General features: G+C 70.4%; 21 protein-coding genes and 1 pseudogene. 15 read left to right on the top strand and 7 right to left on the bottom strand.

The window, feature by feature from the left end:
- Positions 1–100 precede the first annotated feature (100 nt).
- The 4 genes from QSK31_RS30875 to rsrA all read left to right on the top strand — a co-directional run bounded on the left by QSK31_RS30875 (position 101) and on the right by rsrA (position 2,227).
- Entirely contained in the window at positions 101–496 is a 396-nt protein-coding gene (locus tag QSK31_RS30875; protein WP_285688043.1) for a WhiB family transcriptional regulator, read from the top strand.
- Between the two features lie 4 nt (positions 497–500).
- A complete protein-coding gene (locus QSK31_RS30870) occupies positions 501–1,109 on the top strand; it encodes an alpha/beta hydrolase family protein (RefSeq protein ID WP_285688042.1) in 609 nt (202 codons plus the stop codon).
- Between the two features lie 66 nt (positions 1,110–1,175).
- Complete coding sequence (locus QSK31_RS30865; RefSeq protein ID WP_502873030.1) at positions 1,176–1,964, top strand: sigma-70 family RNA polymerase sigma factor; 789 nt, start codon at positions 1,176–1,178, stop codon at positions 1,962–1,964.
- Positions 1,965–1,969: 5 nt separating this feature from the next.
- Complete coding sequence (gene rsrA / locus QSK31_RS30860; protein ID WP_285688069.1) at positions 1,970–2,227, top strand: mycothiol system anti-sigma-R factor; 258 nt, start codon at positions 1,970–1,972, stop codon at positions 2,225–2,227.
- Between the two features lie 50 nt (positions 2,228–2,277).
- Here the strand turns inward: rsrA and QSK31_RS49270 are convergent, their stop codons facing one another.
- Positions 2,278–2,352 carry a 50S ribosomal protein bL37 gene (locus QSK31_RS49270; RefSeq protein ID WP_369752275.1) on the bottom strand — a complete coding sequence of 25 codons (75 nt, stop codon included), beginning with the start codon at positions 2,350–2,352 and terminating at the stop codon, positions 2,278–2,280.
- Between the two features lie 94 nt (positions 2,353–2,446).
- Between QSK31_RS49270 and QSK31_RS30855 the strand changes: the two genes are divergently transcribed.
- Positions 2,447–2,671: a biotin/lipoyl-binding carrier protein gene (locus tag QSK31_RS30855; protein ID WP_285688068.1), complete on the top strand. Its 225-nt coding sequence runs from the start codon at positions 2,447–2,449 to the stop codon at positions 2,669–2,671.
- Between the two features lie 54 nt (positions 2,672–2,725).
- Here the strand turns inward: QSK31_RS30855 and QSK31_RS30850 are convergent, their stop codons facing one another.
- Positions 2,726–4,330, bottom strand: coding sequence for a tetratricopeptide repeat protein (locus QSK31_RS30850; protein ID WP_285688067.1), 1,605 nt, complete (start codon positions 4,328–4,330; stop codon positions 2,726–2,728).
- 223 nt (positions 4,331–4,553) lie between these two features.
- Between QSK31_RS30850 and QSK31_RS30845 the strand changes: the two genes are divergently transcribed.
- The 7 genes and pseudogenes from QSK31_RS30845 (at position 4,554) to QSK31_RS30815 (ending at position 11,690) form a co-directional block, all read left to right on the top strand.
- Complete coding sequence (locus QSK31_RS30845; RefSeq protein ID WP_285688066.1) at positions 4,554–5,588, top strand: SIS domain-containing protein; 1,035 nt, start codon at positions 4,554–4,556, stop codon at positions 5,586–5,588.
- A gap of 26 nt (positions 5,589–5,614) precedes the next feature.
- Positions 5,615–7,141: a PAS domain-containing sensor histidine kinase gene (locus QSK31_RS30840; RefSeq protein ID WP_285688040.1), complete on the top strand. Its 1,527-nt coding sequence runs from the start codon at positions 5,615–5,617 to the stop codon at positions 7,139–7,141.
- Positions 7,142–7,434: 293 nt separating this feature from the next.
- A complete protein-coding gene (locus tag QSK31_RS30835) occupies positions 7,435–9,129 on the top strand; it encodes a nitrite/sulfite reductase (protein WP_285688039.1) in 1,695 nt (564 codons plus the stop codon).
- Positions 9,130–9,280: 151 nt separating this feature from the next.
- Entirely contained in the window at positions 9,281–10,018 is a 738-nt protein-coding gene (locus QSK31_RS30830) for a phosphoadenylyl-sulfate reductase (protein WP_285688038.1), read from the top strand.
- A 50-nt stretch (positions 10,019–10,068) separates the two neighbouring features.
- Positions 10,069–10,767, top strand: a complete 699-nt coding sequence (locus QSK31_RS30825; protein ID WP_285688037.1) for a sirohydrochlorin chelatase — start codon at positions 10,069–10,071, stop codon at positions 10,765–10,767.
- 9 nt (positions 10,768–10,776) lie between these two features.
- Positions 10,777–11,250: pseudogene (locus QSK31_RS30820) on the top strand (LLM class flavin-dependent oxidoreductase); the annotation flags it as partial.
- 128 nt (positions 11,251–11,378) lie between these two features.
- The gene (locus QSK31_RS30815; protein ID WP_285688075.1) at positions 11,379–11,690 is read left to right on the top strand and encodes an LLM class oxidoreductase; all 312 of its coding nucleotides are present in this window, start codon (positions 11,379–11,381) and stop codon (positions 11,688–11,690) included.
- A gap of 5 nt (positions 11,691–11,695) precedes the next feature.
- On the opposite strand, the gene QSK31_RS30810 is transcribed toward QSK31_RS30815, so the two are convergent.
- The 3 genes from QSK31_RS30810 to QSK31_RS30800 form a co-directional block, all read right to left on the bottom strand.
- A complete protein-coding gene (locus QSK31_RS30810) occupies positions 11,696–12,082 on the bottom strand; it encodes a MerR family transcriptional regulator (protein WP_285688036.1) in 387 nt (128 codons plus the stop codon).
- Between the two features lie 206 nt (positions 12,083–12,288).
- A complete protein-coding gene (locus QSK31_RS30805) occupies positions 12,289–12,543 on the bottom strand; it encodes a WhiB family transcriptional regulator (protein WP_285688035.1) in 255 nt (84 codons plus the stop codon).
- A gap of 429 nt (positions 12,544–12,972) precedes the next feature.
- A complete protein-coding gene (locus QSK31_RS30800) occupies positions 12,973–13,923 on the bottom strand; it encodes a diacylglycerol/lipid kinase family protein (RefSeq protein ID WP_285688034.1) in 951 nt (316 codons plus the stop codon).
- A 52-nt stretch (positions 13,924–13,975) separates the two neighbouring features.
- Here QSK31_RS30800 and QSK31_RS30795 point away from each other — a divergent pair, with 52 nt between their 5' ends.
- The gene (locus tag QSK31_RS30795; protein WP_285688033.1) at positions 13,976–14,341 is read left to right on the top strand and encodes a hypothetical protein; all 366 of its coding nucleotides are present in this window, start codon (positions 13,976–13,978) and stop codon (positions 14,339–14,341) included.
- 62 nt (positions 14,342–14,403) lie between these two features.
- On the top strand, positions 14,404–15,090 hold the full coding sequence (locus tag QSK31_RS30790) for a FadR/GntR family transcriptional regulator (protein ID WP_285688031.1): 687 nt from the start codon (positions 14,404–14,406) through the stop codon (positions 15,088–15,090).
- A 20-nt stretch (positions 15,091–15,110) separates the two neighbouring features.
- On the opposite strand, the gene QSK31_RS30785 is transcribed toward QSK31_RS30790, so the two are convergent.
- Together QSK31_RS30785 and sodN are read right to left on the bottom strand one after the other, a co-directional pair.
- On the bottom strand, positions 15,111–15,524 hold the full coding sequence (locus tag QSK31_RS30785; RefSeq protein WP_285688030.1) for an ATP-binding protein: 414 nt from the start codon (positions 15,522–15,524) through the stop codon (positions 15,111–15,113).
- Between the two features lie 117 nt (positions 15,525–15,641).
- Positions 15,642–16,046, bottom strand: coding sequence for a superoxide dismutase, Ni (gene sodN / locus QSK31_RS30780; RefSeq protein ID WP_285688029.1), 405 nt, complete (start codon positions 16,044–16,046; stop codon positions 15,642–15,644).
- Positions 16,047–16,133: 87 nt separating this feature from the next.
- Here sodN and QSK31_RS30775 point away from each other — a divergent pair, with 87 nt between their 5' ends.
- Entirely contained in the window at positions 16,134–16,442 is a 309-nt protein-coding gene (locus QSK31_RS30775) for a S26 family signal peptidase (protein ID WP_285688028.1), read from the top strand.
- Positions 16,443–16,613 lie beyond the last annotated feature (171 nt).

Below are 16,613 nucleotides of genomic sequence, written 5' to 3'. Positions count from 1 at the left end.
TTGTGTCTCGGGATACAAACCCGTGCCGGTTGTGGTGCCGTTCGCACGGGGTGGACGGTGTTACCGCGAGTTAAACCGGTCCCACGGGGGAGGTGGGCTGATGACACGGGCACGTATGCCGCGTCCGCACGAGGTCGCCATTGCGAGGAGCGACCCGAGGCTGCTTGGGGCCATTGAGGAGCGCAGGGCCGATGAGGCCTGGCGTATCCGCGGCAGTTGCCGCAACGTCGATCCGGAAACGTTCTTCCCGGCTCCCAACGAGCCGACCGAGAGCGCAGTCACCCTCTGCGGCACCTGCGATGTGCAGGGTCCATGCCTGGCATGGGCGCTGCAGGTGGGCGACTGCCATGGCGTCTGGGGCGGCACCACGCCGCGCGAGCGCCGGGCGATGCTGGTGGCCTGGCGCGAGCGCGTCCAGCCCGACGGCCAGCCGGTCGACGACGGACCGGATGAGGAGGATCGCAAGCTCCTGACGCTGATTCCGCTGAACAGCTAGCAGGATGGGGGCTGTGCGCAGCCTCACGATAGAAACGCCGCGTGGGCCGGCGGAGGTCGAGATCACCGACCCTGCCGGCCCGCCCGTCAGCATGCTGGTCCTCGGCCACGGCGCCGGGGGCGGTGTGCACGCCCCCGATCTGACCCGCGTGCACGACGTCGCGGTCGCGGCAGGAGTGCGGGTCGCGCTGGTCACTCAGCCCTATCGGGTGGCCGGGCGGCGTGCGCCGGCGCCGGCCGGTCAGTTGGACGAGGCCTGGACCCATTGCGTACGCGAGATAGCCGACGGACTTCCGCTGGTGGTGGGCGGGCGATCGAGCGGGGCGCGGGTCGCCTGCCGGACGGCGGGTGATCTGGGCGCGGCGGGCGTCCTCTGTCTGGCGTTCCCGCTGCATCCGCCCGGCAAGCCCGAGCGGTCACGGGCGGATGAGCTGCCCGAGGACCTGCCGACCCTGGTCGTCAACGGCGACTGCGATCCGTTCGGCGTACCCGTGGCATCGGGGTTGATCGAGGTCACAGTCCGGCCTGGAGCGACCCATGACCTGCGCAAAGGCCTGCCGGGAACGGGCGAGGCCGTGCTCCGGTGGCTGACCGGGAAGGGATGGGCAAGGTAGCGGAATGCCGGCCGGTGTCCTGCCGTTACAACACCCGGACGACCCTACGTCGGAAGAGGTGATGGGGTGCCAGCCGGAATGGTTGAGCTCGATCGGGACGGCCGGGAAGTGAACCGGGTGCGAGACCTTCTGAGGTCCCCGGCGTGGCCGGCCGCGGAGCAGCGGACGGTGAGCGTCAGCACACCCGCGGGTTTCGAGTCGCTTCCTGGGGCACTAGCCGTATCCTCGGCGCAGCGGTCGAGGGGAGAGGAACGCGTGGCCCAAAAAGAACGTACTGACGAACGCCGCGCCCGCTTCGAGCGGGACGCGCTGCCGTTCGTCGACCAGCTCTACGCGGCCGGCCTGCGGATGACCCGCAATCCGGCGGACGCCGAGGATCTGGTCCAGGAGACGTTCCTGAAGGCGTATGCGGCATTCCACCAGTTCGAAGAGGGTACGAACCTCAAGGCCTGGCTGTACCGCATCCTGACGAACACGTATATCAACTCGTACCGGAAGAAGCAGCGGCAGCCCGTGCAGGCGCCGACCGAGGAGATCACCGACTGGCAGCTCGCCGCCAGTGAGTCGCACACGTCGGCGGGGCTGCGCTCGGCCGAGACGGAGGCGCTCGACCGCCTGCCGGACAGCGACATCAAGGAAGCTCTGCAGTCGCTGCCGGAGGATTTCCGGCTCGCCGTCTACCTGGCCGACGTCGAGGGGTTCTCCTACAAGGAGATCGCCGACATCATGGGTACGCCGATCGGCACGGTCATGTCCCGCCTGCACCGTGGTCGGCGTAGCTTGCGCAGGCTGTTGGAGAACTACGCCGTGGACCGGGGCATCACCCGGACCGCGACGGAACCCCAGGAGGCGTGACCGCGATGGGCGACGAGGAGAAGAAGGCCGACTGCGGCGCCGTCCTCGGCGAGGTGTACCTCTACCTCGACCTGGAGTGCAGCGAGACCCGGCGGACGCTGATCAAGCAGCACCTGGACGACTGCACCGACTGCTTCCACGAGTACGACATCGAGTACGAGGTGAAGGCGCTGGTCGGCCGCTGCTGCGGTGAGGAGACCGCGCCGGCCGAGCTGCGGGCCCGCCTCCGCGCGAAGCTGCTCGAGGTCTCCAAGGAGATCTGAGCCCGGTAAGGAAAGAGCCCGGTCCGAGTCGGACCGGGCTCGATCTGTATCTAGCTGTTGGGACGCTTGCCGTGGTTGGCGCTGCTCTTCTTGCGCGCCTTCTTCTTACGAGCTTTCTTAGCCATGGGTGACTCCTCTCGACCCGACGATGGTAGTCGCCCCGCCCACCCGGATCGTGATGGGATACTCCGGACTGACGATCGCCGACGAAGGAGTTGCATCGCCATGGCTGAGGAGATCCGCGCCGAGATGGTGGCCAACGTGTGGAAGGTCGTGGCCGCCGCGGGCGACTCGGTCAGCGAGGGCGACACGCTGGTGATCCTGGAGTCCATGAAGATGGAGATCCCGGTGCTGGCCGAGTCGGACGGCACGCTGGCCAAGCTCGCCGTCAACGAGGGCGACGTGGTCCAGGAGGGCGACCTGATCGCGGTGATCGAGGGCTAGCAGTGGTAGGCGAATCGGGCATCCGCGTGCCGGATGCCCGATCTGCCTGCCACGTCAGCGGGTGAGCCAGCGGAGGAGCTGGCGGCGGACGCGCTTGGGCTTGCGGGTGCGCTGGCGCGGGATGCGCGGGCGGCTGCGGGCCTCCTCGGTCTGCGCGACGGCCTCGGCGATCTCCCGGGTCTCCTCGCGCAGGTCGGGCGTGGCGAGCGCGAGCTGCGCGATCGACCAGGCGATCGGCGGCCGGTTGCGCCGGGCGGGCCCGGCCAGGTTCATCAGACGCCCGGTGATCAGGCCGGCCACGTCGGTGCGCGCGGCAGGATCGACCCAGGCGTACGCGATCAGCGCGAACATCGCCGCCTCGGTGACCGCGTCGGTGCCGCCCACGGCCAGCTCGACCAGCCGGCGGCGGCGGGTGGAGACCATCCACGGCTCGTCGGTGTCGTGGTGCAGCAGGCCGAGGCAGGCCCAGACGCGGGCGGCGCGGCGCGCGTACTCGTCGTCGCCGGGCGGATGCGCCAGCAGCGCCAGCAACTGCTCCCCGGTGACCAGCACCAGGCCCAGCGCCGCGTCGTAGGCGGCCGGCGGGTGCGGCCAGGCCGGCCGGGCGACGCGCAGCAACCGCTCCACCGACGCGGTCGACGGCTGCTCGGTCGACGGCGCCCGGCGGCGCGGGTCGTCGGTGCCGCGGGCGGCCTCGGGCACCCCGCCCAGCCAGGGTGTGCCGGCGCAGCACTCGGCCAGGTCGGTGTGCTCGTGTGTGTCGTCCGGGTTGTCGGCGGCGAAGTCGGCCAGGTCGACCAGGTGGGCGAGCTTGCCGTCGGCGCGGAACCGCAGCCGGTGCGCGGTGTGCACGGCGCAGTCGAAGGACGGGTCCTTGGCCAGGGCGCGTTCGACCCAGGACAGGGCGTCCTCCATGCGACCGGCGTCGGCCAGCGTGGCGGCGATGTCGGCGTACACCGAAAGGTCCTCGGGGTCGTGTGTGACGGCCCGGCGCAGCGCCGCCAAGGCCTCACCGATCCGGCCGGCGCTGCGATAGGCGTAGCCGAGCCAGATCTCGGCGAGCTTGGACGGCCGGGCCCGGGCGCCGCGCTGGGCCCAGTCCACCGCCGTCTCCGGCTCGCCCACCCGGCGGGCCAGCGCCGACCCCGCGCCCAGCAGCAGCGCGTGCTCGGGGTGGGCGGCGATCGCGTGCCGGACGACCGTCAGGTAGGGGCGCAGCACCGAGCGGGCGGCCTCCGCGTCCGGGTCGCCGATCACGGTGCAGAGCTGCATGACGTTGCGGGCGAGCAGGCCGGGCTCGACTTTGACCCCGAGCGAGGGCTCGGTGACCCAGGGAACGCCGGCCCAGTTCACGCCGGGTGTGTGCCCGCTGGCGGCGAAGAGCAGCGGCAGGCCGTCCTCGGGGCGGCCGGCGGCGGCCAGCAGGTGGGCGCGGGCGACCACGGTGCCGACGAAGGCGTTGTGTTCCAGCGGGAACAGCTCGAGCGCGCCACCGGACCGGGCGGCCAGGTGGCTGAGCAGCTCATGGGTCTCCGGCAGCGTGGGAGCATGCGCGATGGCCCCGGCCAGATGGTCGGCGGCGTGGCTCATCTCACCGCGCTCGATCGCCGCGCGCGCCTGCTCCAGATCGCGGTCGGCGGAACGCCGGGGCTCCTCCATGTCGGTCGTTGGCCTTCCCTCCGGGGTCATGTGCCAAAGCGTGCAAGTTGCGCGCCGCCACGCGCCCGTGCGAAGCCTAGGCGACGATCCTCGATATGTCAGTCCCCGTTGCGTGCGCAGAGCTGCTCGAAACGTTGTGTTTCAGCGCTGCTTCGTGCAAAACTGCGCATGGAATAAGCAGGACGTGCTTGAGGAGGACGTTGTGGCAGAGCGTGGCGCAGGCATGGCCGCCGACATCGCGGAGCAGCCGGAGGGGTATGCACGGCTCCTCGAGGGCGACCACGCGGCGGCGATCGCCGAGGTCGCGGCGCGGGTGGCCGAGCGCCGTCCGCGGCACGTCGTCTTCGTCGGCCGGGGCACCTCCGACCACGCCGCGCTCTACGGCGCCTACCTGACCGAGATCCGGCTGGGCATCCCGGTCGGGCTCGCCTCGCCGAGCACGGTCACCCTCTACGGCGCCCGGCCCGACCTCTCCGACGCGCTGGTGATCGGGGTCAGCCAGAGCGGCGGCTCGCCCGACCTGACCGGGGTGCTCAAGGTCGCGCGGGAGACCGGCGCGCTGACCCTGGCGGTCACCAACAACGCCGAGTCGGTGCTGGCCACCACCGCCGAGCTGCACCTCGACGTCGCGGCCGGGCACGAGCGGGCGGTCGCGGCGACGAAGACGTACACCGCCGAGCTGTTCGCCCTGCTGCTGCTCGTCGAGGGCGTCCGCAACGGCGACGGCACCCTGCCCGCCGAGGAGCGCAAGGCCATCGGCGAGCTGCCCGGGCTGGCCGAGCAGGTGCTCGCCGACCGGGGGGCCGACGACCTGGCGCAGCGCTACCGGTTCGCGTCCCGGCTGGTCACGACCGGCCGGGGGTACGCGTACCCGACCGCCCGCGAGACCGCCCTCAAACTGATGGAGACGTCCTACCTGCCGGCACTCGCCTTCTCCGGCGCCGACCTGCTGCACGGCCCGCTCGCGATGACCGACCCGGACGTGCCGGTGCTGGCCGTGGTCGGCAGCGGGCCGGGCGGGCGGGCGATGGCCGACGTGGTGCACCGGCTCGGCGAGCGGCGGGCCGACGTGGTGACCGTCGGTCCCGAGGACGTGGCCGGCGCCTCCGGACGGCTCGCCGTGCCGCCGGTCGACGAGCGCTACGCGCCGCTGCTCGACATCCTGCCGCTCCAGCGCCTGGCCCTGGCCCTGGCCCTGGCCCGCGGCGGCGACCCGGACGCACCCCGCGGTCTCAAGAAGGTCACCGCGACGCTCTAGAAACATCCACGTGGCAAGGTGGGCGGGTGTCCACCCTGCGTGATCTGGCCGAGGAGCACACCGGCCTCGGCCCGGCCGACATCGACCAGCTGCACCGCCTGGCCGGCGACTGGCAGCTGCTGTCCGACCTGTCCTTCGCCGACCTGCTGCTGTGGGTGCCGGTGCGCTCGGACGGCGGGCCGCGCTCCTTCCTCTGCGTGGCCCAGGTGCGTCCGGTCACCGCGCCGACCGCGTACCAGGACGACCAGGTCGGCAAGATCGTCGGCGGGCCGGAGGTCGCGCACCTGGACATCGCGTTCACCCAGGGGCGGATCTGGCGGGAGGGCGACCCGGTCTGGTACGGCGACACCCCGGCCCGGCACGAGGCGATCCCGGTGCGCCGGTACGGACCGGTGGAACCCGACACCTACCCCGAGGTGATCGCGGTGATCGGGCGGGACACCAACCTGTCCACCGCGCGTACGCCCAGCCAGCTGGAACTCAACTACCTGACCACGGCCGACGACCTGGCTCAGATGGTCTCCGACGGCACCTTCCCGCCGCCGCGGGTGCCGGGCGAGACCACGTCCGCGCCCCGGGTCGGCGACGGCCTGATCCGGCTGGACGCGGCCGGCAAGGTCACCTACGCCAGCCCGAACGCGCAGTCGGCGTACCGCCGCCTCGGCTTCAACGCCCACCTGGTCGGCGAGGAGATGGCGATGCTGTTCAGCCGGGTGGCCGCCGACCCACTGGAGGGCAACGACGCGTCCGAGCGCATCCTGGCCGCGCTGCGGGGCGAGTCGCCGCCGCGGCAGGAGGTCGAGGCGCGCGGCGCCACCGTGCTGATGCGCGCGCTGCCGCTGCTCCCGGCCGGGGTGCCGATCGGCGCGCTGGTGCTGGTCCGGGACGTGACCGAGGTGCGCCGCCGGGACCGCGCCCTGATGACCAAGGACGCCACCATCCGGGAGATCCACCATCGGGTGAAGAACAACCTGCAGACCGTCGCCGCGCTGCTCCGGCTGCAGGCCCGGCGGGTGGACATGCCGGAGGCCAAGACGGCGCTGGAGGAGTCGGTACGCCGGGTCGCGTCGATCGCCCTGGTCCACGAGACCCTCTCGATGTCCAGCGACGAGGCGGTCGAGTTCGACGGCATCCTGGACCGGGTGGCCACCGCCGCCACCGAGGTCGCCGCCACCGAGATGTCGGTGAAGATGCGCCGCGAGGGCACCTTCGGCGTGCTGCCCGCCGAGATCGCCACCTCGCTGGTGATGGTGCTGAACGAGATCCTGATCAACGCGGTCGAGCACGGCTTCGGTGAGGAGGGTGAGGGTCCGCTGCCGGAGAGCGCCGAGGTCGTGGTCACCGTGCACCGGTTCCGCAAGCAGCTGCACGTGACCGTGGCGGACAATGGCCGGGGCCTGCCGGACGACTTCAGCCCGGACGCCGGCGGACGGCTCGGCCTGCAGATCGTCCGTGCGCTGGCCACCGGGGAGCTGCGCGGCACCATCGAGCTGCGCAACCGGGCTGGTGGCGGCACCGAGGCCGTGCTCGTGGTGCCCCTTGGTAAACGGTGAGTCACTGAGACGCGACTTACACTCCCGCAATCTGGACTGCCCTGGCCTAGATTGGCTTCGCGTGGCAGGCTGGGGCCCATGACCGCTGCAGTTGACCGCCGCTTCGTGGCACGCCGCCACGTCGACTACGGCCGCGTCCGCAGCGCCATCTGTCCGGCTTCCTGACGCCCCGACCTTTTTCGTCGGGCGCGATAGACGCGCCGGCCTTCTCCTGACATTGATGTCGCGAGCCTCCCTGCGAGTGGCCGTGCAGCGTTCCGCCGCGCCCACCCACAGCAGGAGGAACGCCGAGAATGGCGATCGACAGCACCCCGGCACGACCCGCTGCCCGGCCACGTAAGGCCCGGGGCGAGGGGCAGTGGGCGCTCGGTCACCGCGAGCCGCTGAACCCGAACGAGCGCAGCAAGAAGGACGACAACCCGCTCAACGTTCGCGCCCGCATCGAGAACATCTACGCGCACGGCGGCTTCGCCTCGATCGACCCGGCCGACCTGCGTGGCCGGTTCCGCTGGTGGGGCCTCTACACGCAGCGCAAGGCCGGGATCGACGGCGGCCGCACGGCGGTGCTGGAGCCGGAGGAGCTCGAGGACGAGTACTTCATGCTCCGCGTACGCATCGACGGCGGCGCCCTGAACCTGGAGCAGCTGCGCACCATCGGTGAGATCTCGACCGAGTTCGGCCGCGACTCGGCCGACGTCACCGACCGGCAGAACATCCAGCTGCACTGGATCCGGGTCGAGGACATGCCGGAGATCTGGCGCCGGCTCGAGGCGGTCGGGTTGCAGACCACCGAGGCCTGCGGCGACTGTCCGCGCGTGGTGCTGGGCAGCCCGGTCGCCGGTGTCTCGGCCGACGAGGTGCTCGACGGCACCCCGGCGATCGACGAGATCCTGCGCCGCTACATCGGTGACCCGCGGTACTCCAACCTGCCGCGCAAGTTCAAGTCGTCGATCGGCTGGCTGGCCGACTCGCCCTACGAGTCGAACGACTTCTCCCTGGTCGGCGTCGTGCACCCGCAGCACGGCCCGGGCTTCGACCTCTGGGTCGGCGGCGGGCTGTCGACCAACCCGCGGCTGGCCGAGCGGCTCGGCGTGTGGGTGCCGCTGGACGAGATCCCGGACGTCTGGGAGGGCGTCGTCGGGATCTTCCGCGACTACGGCTACCGGCGTCTGCGCCACCGGGCCCGGCTGAAGTTCCTGCTCGCCGACTGGGGTGTGGCCAAGTTCCGCGAGGTGCTGGAGAAGGAGTACCTGGGCCGGGCGCTGGTGGACGGGCCGGCGCCGGAGCTGCCGGCCAAGCCGATCGACCACATCGGTGTGCACAAGCAGCAGGACGGGCGCAACTACGTGGGCGCCGCCCCGGTTGTCGGTCGCTCCTCGGGCACGCAGCTGACCAGGCTCGCCGGCCTGGTGGAGGCGGCCGGCTCCGATCGGGTCCGGCTCACCGCGTACCAGAAGCTCCTCGTCCTTGACGTGGCCGACGAGAACGTCGAGGGGCTGATCCGCGGGATGCGCGAGATCGGCCTGGAGGCACGGCCCTCAGCGTGGCGGCGCGGCACGATGGCCTGCACCGGCATCGAGTACTGCAAGCTCGCGATCGTCGAGACCAAGGCCCGCGGCGAGGAGTTGGTCGCACGGATGGAAGATCGGCTGGCCGACTTCGACGCGGACATCTCGATCCACATCAACGGCTGCCCCAACGCCTGCGCGCGGACGCAGGTCGCGGACATCGGCCTCAAGGGTCAGCTCGTGATGAACGCGCACGGCGAGCAGGTCGAGGGCTTCCAGGTCCACCTCGGCGGCGGCCTCGGCATGGCGCAGGGACAGACCGCCGGTTTCGGCCGCAAGGTGCGCGGCCTCAAGACCACAGCAGAGGAGCTTCCCGGGTACGTCGAGAAGCTCGCTCGCCACTACCTGGACGGACGGTCGTCGAAGGACGAGACGTTCGCCAACTGGGTCGTCCGGGCCGACGAGGAGCTCCTCAAATGAGCGACGCGCGATCGGCGCCCCTGTACTGCCCCTACTGCGGGGAAGAGGATCTGCGGCCCAACGAGGCGTCGCACGGTGCGTGGGAGTGCCATTCCTGCGCGCGAGTCTTCACGGTCAAGTTCAACGGGTTGCTATCTAAGGGTGTGAACCGATGACGGTCGTGACCGCTACTTCCCTCGGCCTGGTGTCACTGGGAGCTCCTGCCGCCCCCTCGCTGGAGCGCATCGCTCTCGACGCCGCGGCTCGCCTGGAGGGCGCGCCGGCCGAGGAGATCGCCAAGTGGGCGACCGACACGTTCGGCGCGCGCTTCTGCGTGACCAGCTCGATGGCCGACGCCGTGGTGGCGCACCTCTTCTCCCGGGTCACGCCGGGCGTCGACGTCGTCTTCCTGGACACCGGCCTGCACTTCCCCGAGACGCTCAAGGTGCGCGACACGGTCGCCCGCACGATGAACGTCAACGTGCGCTCGATCCGGCCGCGGCAGACCGTCGGCCAGCAGGACGGCGAGTACGGCCCCCGGCTGTTCGCCCGCAGCCCCGACGAGTGCTGCTTCATGCGCAAGGTGGAGCCGCTGGAGCGGGCCCTGTCCGACTACGACGCCTGGGCCACCGGGCTGCGCCGCGACGAGTCGCCGACCCGGGCCAACACGCCGGTCGTGGCGTTCGACGCGCGCAAGGGCAAGGTGAAGGTCAACCCGATCGCCACCTGGACCCAGCAGGACGTGGATCGGTACATCGCCCGCTGGGACGTGCCGGTCAACGAGCTGTTCAAGAAGGGGTACGGGTCGATCGGCTGCTGGCCGTGCACCCGCCGGACGACGGCTGGTGAGGACCCCAGGGCCGGTCGCTGGGCGATGTTCGAGAAGACGGAATGCGGACTTCACGTTTAGGGCGCCCGCCTTCTGCCACGCCGAGCCGCGGGCCGAAATCGGAAGTGGGCGTGGTGCTCGTCGCTCACGGCTCGAGGGATCCGCGGGCGGCGGCGGCCACGTCGGCGCTGGCCTCGGCGGTCGCGGCCTCTCATCCGTCGTGGGAGGTGCACGCCTCCTATCTGGACCATGCCGGGCCGCGGCCGCTGGACGTGCTGCGCCGGCTGTCGCGCTCGGGCGCCCGCCGGGCCGTGGTCGTGCCGCTGCTGCTGACGGCGGCCTACCACGGCAAGGTGGACATCCCCGTGGTGCTGCGGGACGCCTCGTCCCTCGATCTGGACGTCTCGCTCTCGGATGTGCTCGGGCCGGTGTCCGATCTGCTCGTTGATGGTCTGGTCCGGCGGTTGCCGACGGCGGAACTGGACGCGGTGGTGCTGGCGGCGGCGGGAACTCGCGACGCCGCCGCCCGCACGACCGTCTCGGACGCGGCCGCCGCCCTCGGCGCCCGGCTGGGCATCCCGTGCACCGTCGCGTACGCCTCGGCCTCGGCACCCACGGCCGACGTCGCGGTCCGGTCCCTCGGCCCCGGCCGGGTCGGCGTGGCGTCGTACTTCCTCGCGCCCGGCCTGCTCCACGACAAGGCCGTCGCGGCGGCCCTGGAGGCCGGTGCGGTGGCCGCCGCGCCGCCGCTGACCGACGCGCCGGAGATCGTGGAGCTCGTCGGCCGGCGGGTGTTCTCGGCCCTCTCCGAAGGGTTGATGGCCGCTTAGGGTGGTCGCATGACTGTCGGCGTGATGCTGCCCCGCGATCTGCCCGCCTCCGACGTGCTGCCGTTTGCGCGGCGGGCGGAGGAACTCGGATTCGACTCCTTGTGGGTGGTCGAGGATCTCGGCTTCCGGGGTGGGATCGCCCAGGCGGGAGCCGTGCTGGCGGTCACCTCGCGGATCGTGGTCGGCATCGGGATCCTGCCCGCCGGGGCACGGAACGCGGCGTTCGCGGCCATGGAGCTGGCCACCCTGGCGCAGCTGTTCCCGGGGCGGGTGGTCGCCGGGCTGGGGCACGGGATGCCCGGCTGGATGCGGTCGGTGGGTGCCTGGCCGGCCAGCCCGCTCACGCTGCTGCGGGAATACACCACGGCGGTTCGTACGCTGCTGCGCGGCGAGCCCGGCCCGGCCGCCGGCCGTTACGTGTCGGTCGAGGGTGTCGTCATCGCCGAGCACCCGGACGTGGTGCCGCCGGTGGTGCTCGGCGTCCGCGGGCCGAAATCGCTCGCGGTGGCCGCCGAGACGGCCGACGGGGTACTGCTCGCGGAGCCGGCCGCCCGGCCTACATCGCCGCGTGCGGGCAGCACGCGGAGGTCATCACGTACGACGCGGCCATCGTGGACGCCGACGGACGGGCCGCCCGGGAGCGGGCCCGGCCGGGGCTCGCCTGGGTCGGGGAGCCGGACTGGGCCCCGCACATCGCGCCGCTGCCGTTCGCCGACGAGTTCGCGTCGTTCCGGGCCCGGTGCTCCTCGCGGGAGGAGTTCGCCGCCACGATGCCGGCCGAGTGGGTGGATCAGCTGGCTTTGGCCGGCACGGCGGACGAGGTGCGCACCAAGATCGTGGCCCGGCACGCGGCCGGTGCCACCAGCGTCGTGCTGATCCCTGCGGCGCCGGAGACCTTGGACGAACTAGCCCGGGTGCTCTAGGACCTCTAGGACTGGGAGAGCTGTTCGCGGGGGAACGGCTCGGCGGTCTCGCGGTACCAGGCGATCTTGTTGCGGATGTACTGGCGCTGTTCCTGTAGCTCGGAGATGCGGCGGGTGACCTCGGCGTCGTGTTCCTCGAGGATGCGCAGCCGCTCGGCCTCGGTGCGCTCGATCCGGGTCAGCTCGGCGTAGCGCCGCATCCGGGCGATCGGCATGCCGGTGTCACGCAGGCAGCGGAGGGTGCCCAGCCACTCGATGTCGTTGTCGGTGAAGGCACGGCGGCCGCCGGGCGTCCGGCCGATGTGGGACAACAGACCGATACGTTCGTAGTAGCGGAGCGTGTCGATGCTGAAGCCGGTCTTCTCAGCCGCCTCGCCGGGGGAGTAGGTCATGTTCCCATCTTCCTCTCAGGATCCACTCCGGACGGTGCGCGTATCGAAACTAAACGCGTTCGCGGGCTTTATCGAGATCATTTCGCGAACCTTTAGGTGATCGAATTTCTCCGCAGTGGAGCAGTCACGCACGGCACGGGTCCGTAAACAGCAAGACGCCCCGGAACCGATCGGCCCGGGGCGCAAATGCTGTGAGGGTAGGGAATTCAGGCGGTGGGAGCGCCGACCCGAAGGCCGCCGCGACGCTTCACGGCACGCCGCTCGTCTTCACTCATACCGCCCCAAACGCCGGCGTCCTGACCGGACTCGAGCGCCCAAGAAAGGCACGACTCGGTCACGGTGCACCGCCGGCAGACGGCCTTGGCCTGCTCAACCTGCAGGAGTGCGGGGCCAGACGTCCCGATCGGGAAGAACAGCTCCGGGTCCTCGTCGCGGCAGATCGCATGGTGACGCCAGTCCATGGCGGCAACACTCCTTGTTTCGCGTGGGTGGGAAAACAAATGCGGTGCGGTCTTACTCTTATGCGTACGCGTTTGGTGACCCGACGGACTGCATCCGCCTCATCACCCATGCGTTAGCAAGCTTTGGGTTCGACTCCCGTTGCTGCGCTTCTTGATTAGGAACGCGCGCGAGCGGTAGCCGGTTACTTCTTATCGCTTGTGAATGCTTTCACGAACTCTCGCGATGTCAAGGGTAGCGCCGGAAAATTCTCCGAGCGGGTGAGCTGAACCACAACCCCTATGTCCGGTTCTGCGCGCTTTCCGCAGGACCGGATGACTACCGCCTCCATCAATGTAGTACGGTCCGGGCCCCAAAGCCGAGTGTTCGACCGAATTTCTGTAACGGATCGTGATGATCGATCGATTTCGTTACTCCTCGGTACCCCGATCTCAGCAGATCACACGCAGAGCCTCGGGGACGGACACGAAGTGCACCTTCTGGCGCTCACCCAGGTAGTCACCGTCCAGCTGGAACGGTTGTGGCCTGCTGGAGAGCACGGTGAACTCGTCCTGGTCGTGCAGCTTGAGGACCTGCTTGCCGTGCGGATCGCCCTTGCGGGAAGCCATTTGCGTCACTGTGCGTACGGTGCTGGGGACGTAGAGGTGTCGTAGGGCCATCACGTCAAGGCCCCGATCGAACGACGCGTCCGGGTTGGGGTTGATCGGACGATCGCCCAGGTATGTCCACGGTGCAGTGTTCTGCACGATGACCATGCTCATCTCGGACTGCGTCTCCTCGCCGGGGCGTTCCACCGCCAGGGGCGGGGTGGTGCGGTCCCCGCCGGCCAGGAACTGCGCGATCATCGAACGCACATAGAGAGAATGTGTCGACGTACGACCGCGACGGCGGGCCTGCTCCACCCGGCGCACCACGGCGGCGTCCAGACCCATCCCGGCGCAGAACGTGAAATAGCGGTCGTCCGCCCGGCCGAGACCGATCACCCGGTGCCGTCCGTCGCGCAGCCCGTCGAGGATCACACTGGTCGCGTCCGCCCAGTCCCAGGGCAGGCCCAGCGCGCGGGCGAAGACGTTGGTCGAGCCGCCCGGCACCACGGCCAGGGCGGGCAGCCGGTAACACGGCGCGGCGCCCGGACCGCTCAGCGACGGATCGGCGGTCATCAGCCCGTTCACCGCCTCGTTGACGGTGCCGTCGCCGCCCAGCGTGACCACCACATCGACGCCGCTCTCGGCGGCCGCACGGGCGAGGGCGGTGGCATGACCCCGGCGGAGCGTGTACTCCACCTGGAGGTCGACTGCGCTGCGCAACGCCCGTACCAGAACGTCGCGGCTGCGTTCACTGGTCGTGGTGGCTTTGGGATTAACCACCAGTAACGCTCGCATGGGCGGCACTGTACATCGCGAGCGCCGGGGCGGCTGTCGGTATCGTGCACCGGTGACCACGTTGACCTGGGCGGTTCGGCTGCTCTACCTACAGGCCGCCGGACTCGCGGTGCTCACCGCGTACCTCGTCGTCAGGCTCTTGACCACCGAGGACGTGCATGTCGGTGTGGCGGTGGCGCTGATCGTGATGGCAGCGCTGGGCGCCGCGGCGATCGTGCTGGTCGCCCGGGGGCTGTCCCGGCGGGCCCGCGGCGCGCGTGGACCGGCGATCGTGGTGCAGCTCTTCGTGATCGCGTCCGGCGGCTTCCTGGTACAGACCAGTCCGGCCTGGGCCGGCTGGCTGCTGATCGCCTTCGGCCTCCTGGTCGGGGTGCTCACCATGCTCCCGGCAAGCACTCGTGCACTTGGCGTCGATTAGGTCGGGTTTTGAAACACGACCTAATCGCATCCACGGCGCCGATTTGGTCTTACCCTGAGCGAGTGACCGGATCCACGGTACGGCCGCCCGCATATCAGCAGCTGGCGGACGAGTTGCGTAACGAGATCACCTCGGGCCGGCTGCAGCCCGGCGAACGGCTCCCACCGGAGCCGGAGCTGTGCGTGCGCACCGGCGTCAGCCGCAGCACCGTCCGCGAGGCGTTACGCCTGCTGGCCAGCCAGCACCTGATCGTGACCACCCGCGGGGTGACCGGCGGCAGCTTCGTCGCGCATCCGGATGCCGCACAGCTGGCCGACTCGCTGACCACCGGGCTCACGCTGCTCAACAACGCGGCCGAGATCGGGCTGGCCGACCTGCTGGAGCTGCGCCGGGCGCTGGAGGTGCCGGCCGCGGGGCTGGCCGCCGCTCGCCGCACCGACCAGCATCTGGCCGAGATCCGGGCCACGCTCTTCGACCCCGGCCTGGACGAGGTCGGCGTGATGATCCAGGCGCACGCCGATTTCCACGCGGCCGTCGCCAAGGCCACCGCGAACCCGCTCTTCGAGCTGGTCACCCGCCCGCTCTACCAGGTCGAGTGCGGCTCCGAGCTGATCGAGGCGGCGCCCGACGGGTACTGGCGGCGGATCGACGCGGACCACCGGGAGCTGCTCGCGCTGATCGAGGCACGCGACCCCGAGGGTGCGACCGGCGCGGCGCGGCGGCACCTGGATTTCGTGGCCTCGCTCTGAGACCTGGTTTGCTCTGAGACCTAGTTTTCGGTACGCCGGGTGAGCAGCCGGATCGTCGCCTGCTGCCCGTTGGTCTCCGCCTCGGCCGACGTGGTCAGCGCGGTCAGAACCTTCCACGCGAAGGACGACTCGGACGGCAGCCGCGCGCCGCGGACGGTGCTCACCGCCACCTCGACGGCCAGCGCGTCGTCGGTCACCGCGAAGCGGCACTCGAGCTCGGCGCCCCGGGTGGCGATCGCGAGGAGCATGGCGCACGCCTCGTCCACCGCGATCCGCAGGTCCTCGATCTCGTCCAGGGCGAAATGCAGACGCGCGGCCAGCCCGGCCGTCGCGGTGCGCAGCACCCCGAGATAACCACCGTCGGCGGGCACCGTGAGCAGCACGACGTCGTCCCCGATCGCCGGCCCCTGATGTGCTTGAGTCGCTTGAGTCACCGTACCCATCCTCCCGATGGACGAGACTCTAGCCGCTGAACGTCCGATGGCGGCAGGCCCGTAAAGATGGGCGCGTCCTCCGCGAGGAGTCGCGCCCATCTTGAGGCTGTTTGTACCTCAGGCCTGCTTGGTCTCCCAGAAGATCTTGGAGATCTCCTCGATCTTGCCGAGCAGCTGGTCACCGACGGCCGGGTCGAGCGAGCCCTTCACGCCGGAGGCGCCGGCCAGCTTGGTGGCCTCGTTGAAGAGCTGGTTCAGGTTCGGGTACTTCTCGAAGTGCGGCGCCTTGAAGTAGTCGGTCCAGAGCACCCAGAGGTGGTGCTTGACGAGCTCGGCCCGCTGCTCCTTGATCAGGATCGCCCGGGTACGGAACTCCGGGTCGGTGTTGGCCTGGTACTTCTCAGCGATCGCCTTGACCGACTCGGCCTCGATCCGAGCCTGCGCCGGGTCGTAGACCCCACACGGCAGGTCGCAGTGGGCGCTGACCACGGTGCGAGGCATGAGGAAACGCGGAAGTCGCATCAGGAGCCCTCCATTTGGAATTTGCGATGATCCGGGAACGACACTACCCCTTACGGAACGTGCCTAACGCGACGGAAGACTGATGCCGTGAGGTTGCAACTACCACTGTTCGCGGCACTCGTCCGCGGTCCGTCGATGGTGCCCGCGCTGCGCGACGGAGATGCCCTGCTGGTACGCCGCGGCGGCCGCGTACGCGCAGGTGACGTCGTGGTCGCCGAGTTCCGGTCGAAGCCCGGCCTGCTGGTCGTCAAGCGGGCGGTGCACGAGCAGGACGGCGGCTGGTGGGTAAGGGGCGACAACGAGTTCGTGACCGACGACTCACGGGCGTACGGAGTGGCGGATGTCATCGGGAGGGTTTTGTGGCGTTACTGGCCGCGCCCCGGACGACTCCAGTAAGGTCCGATGAATCCGCCGCACACCGTGGTCGGCGGAACACCACCGGGTGACCCCCGCATCGCATGCCGGTTCCCGCGCAGACTCGCGCGCCGACCGGATGCTCATCTTCTGACGATGCCTCTTGGGGAGTCCCCGTGTCCTACTTCAGTTTCGAGCTCGACCCCGCCCTGG

The sequence above is a fragment of the Actinoplanes sp. NBRC 103695 genome (genome assembly GCF_030269485.1).
Lineage (GTDB): Bacteria > Actinomycetota > Actinomycetes > Mycobacteriales > Micromonosporaceae > Actinoplanes.
Note: the sequence above shows the minus strand (reverse complement) of the source record. Positions and strands in the feature narration are given on the sequence as shown.

Excerpts from the sequence above, each read along its gene's own strand:
- QSK31_RS30875 (WP_285688043.1), top strand. The coding sequence starts at position 101 with ATGACACGGGCACGTATGCCGCGTCCGCACGAGGTCGCCATTGCGAGG.
- QSK31_RS30870 (WP_285688042.1), top strand. The coding sequence starts at position 501 with ATGGGGGCTGTGCGCAGCCTCACGATAGAAACGCCGCGTGGGCCGGCG.
- rsrA (WP_285688069.1), top strand. The coding sequence starts at position 1,970 with ATGGGCGACGAGGAGAAGAAGGCCGACTGCGGCGCCGTCCTCGGCGAG.
- QSK31_RS30850 (WP_285688067.1), bottom strand. The coding sequence starts at position 4,330 with ATGGAGGAGCCCCGGCGTTCCGCCGACCGCGATCTGGAGCAGGCGCGC.
- QSK31_RS30845 (WP_285688066.1), top strand. The coding sequence starts at position 4,554 with ATGGCCGCCGACATCGCGGAGCAGCCGGAGGGGTATGCACGGCTCCTC.
- QSK31_RS30835 (WP_285688039.1), top strand. The coding sequence starts at position 7,435 with ATGGCGATCGACAGCACCCCGGCACGACCCGCTGCCCGGCCACGTAAG.
- QSK31_RS30830 (WP_285688038.1), top strand. The coding sequence starts at position 9,281 with ATGACGGTCGTGACCGCTACTTCCCTCGGCCTGGTGTCACTGGGAGCT.
- QSK31_RS30810 (WP_285688036.1), bottom strand. The coding sequence starts at position 12,082 with ATGACCTACTCCCCCGGCGAGGCGGCTGAGAAGACCGGCTTCAGCATC.
- QSK31_RS30805 (WP_285688035.1), bottom strand. The coding sequence starts at position 12,543 with ATGGACTGGCGTCACCATGCGATCTGCCGCGACGAGGACCCGGAGCTG.
- QSK31_RS30800 (WP_285688034.1), bottom strand. The coding sequence starts at position 13,923 with ATGCGAGCGTTACTGGTGGTTAATCCCAAAGCCACCACGACCAGTGAA.
- sodN (WP_285688029.1), bottom strand. The coding sequence starts at position 16,046 with ATGCGACTTCCGCGTTTCCTCATGCCTCGCACCGTGGTCAGCGCCCAC.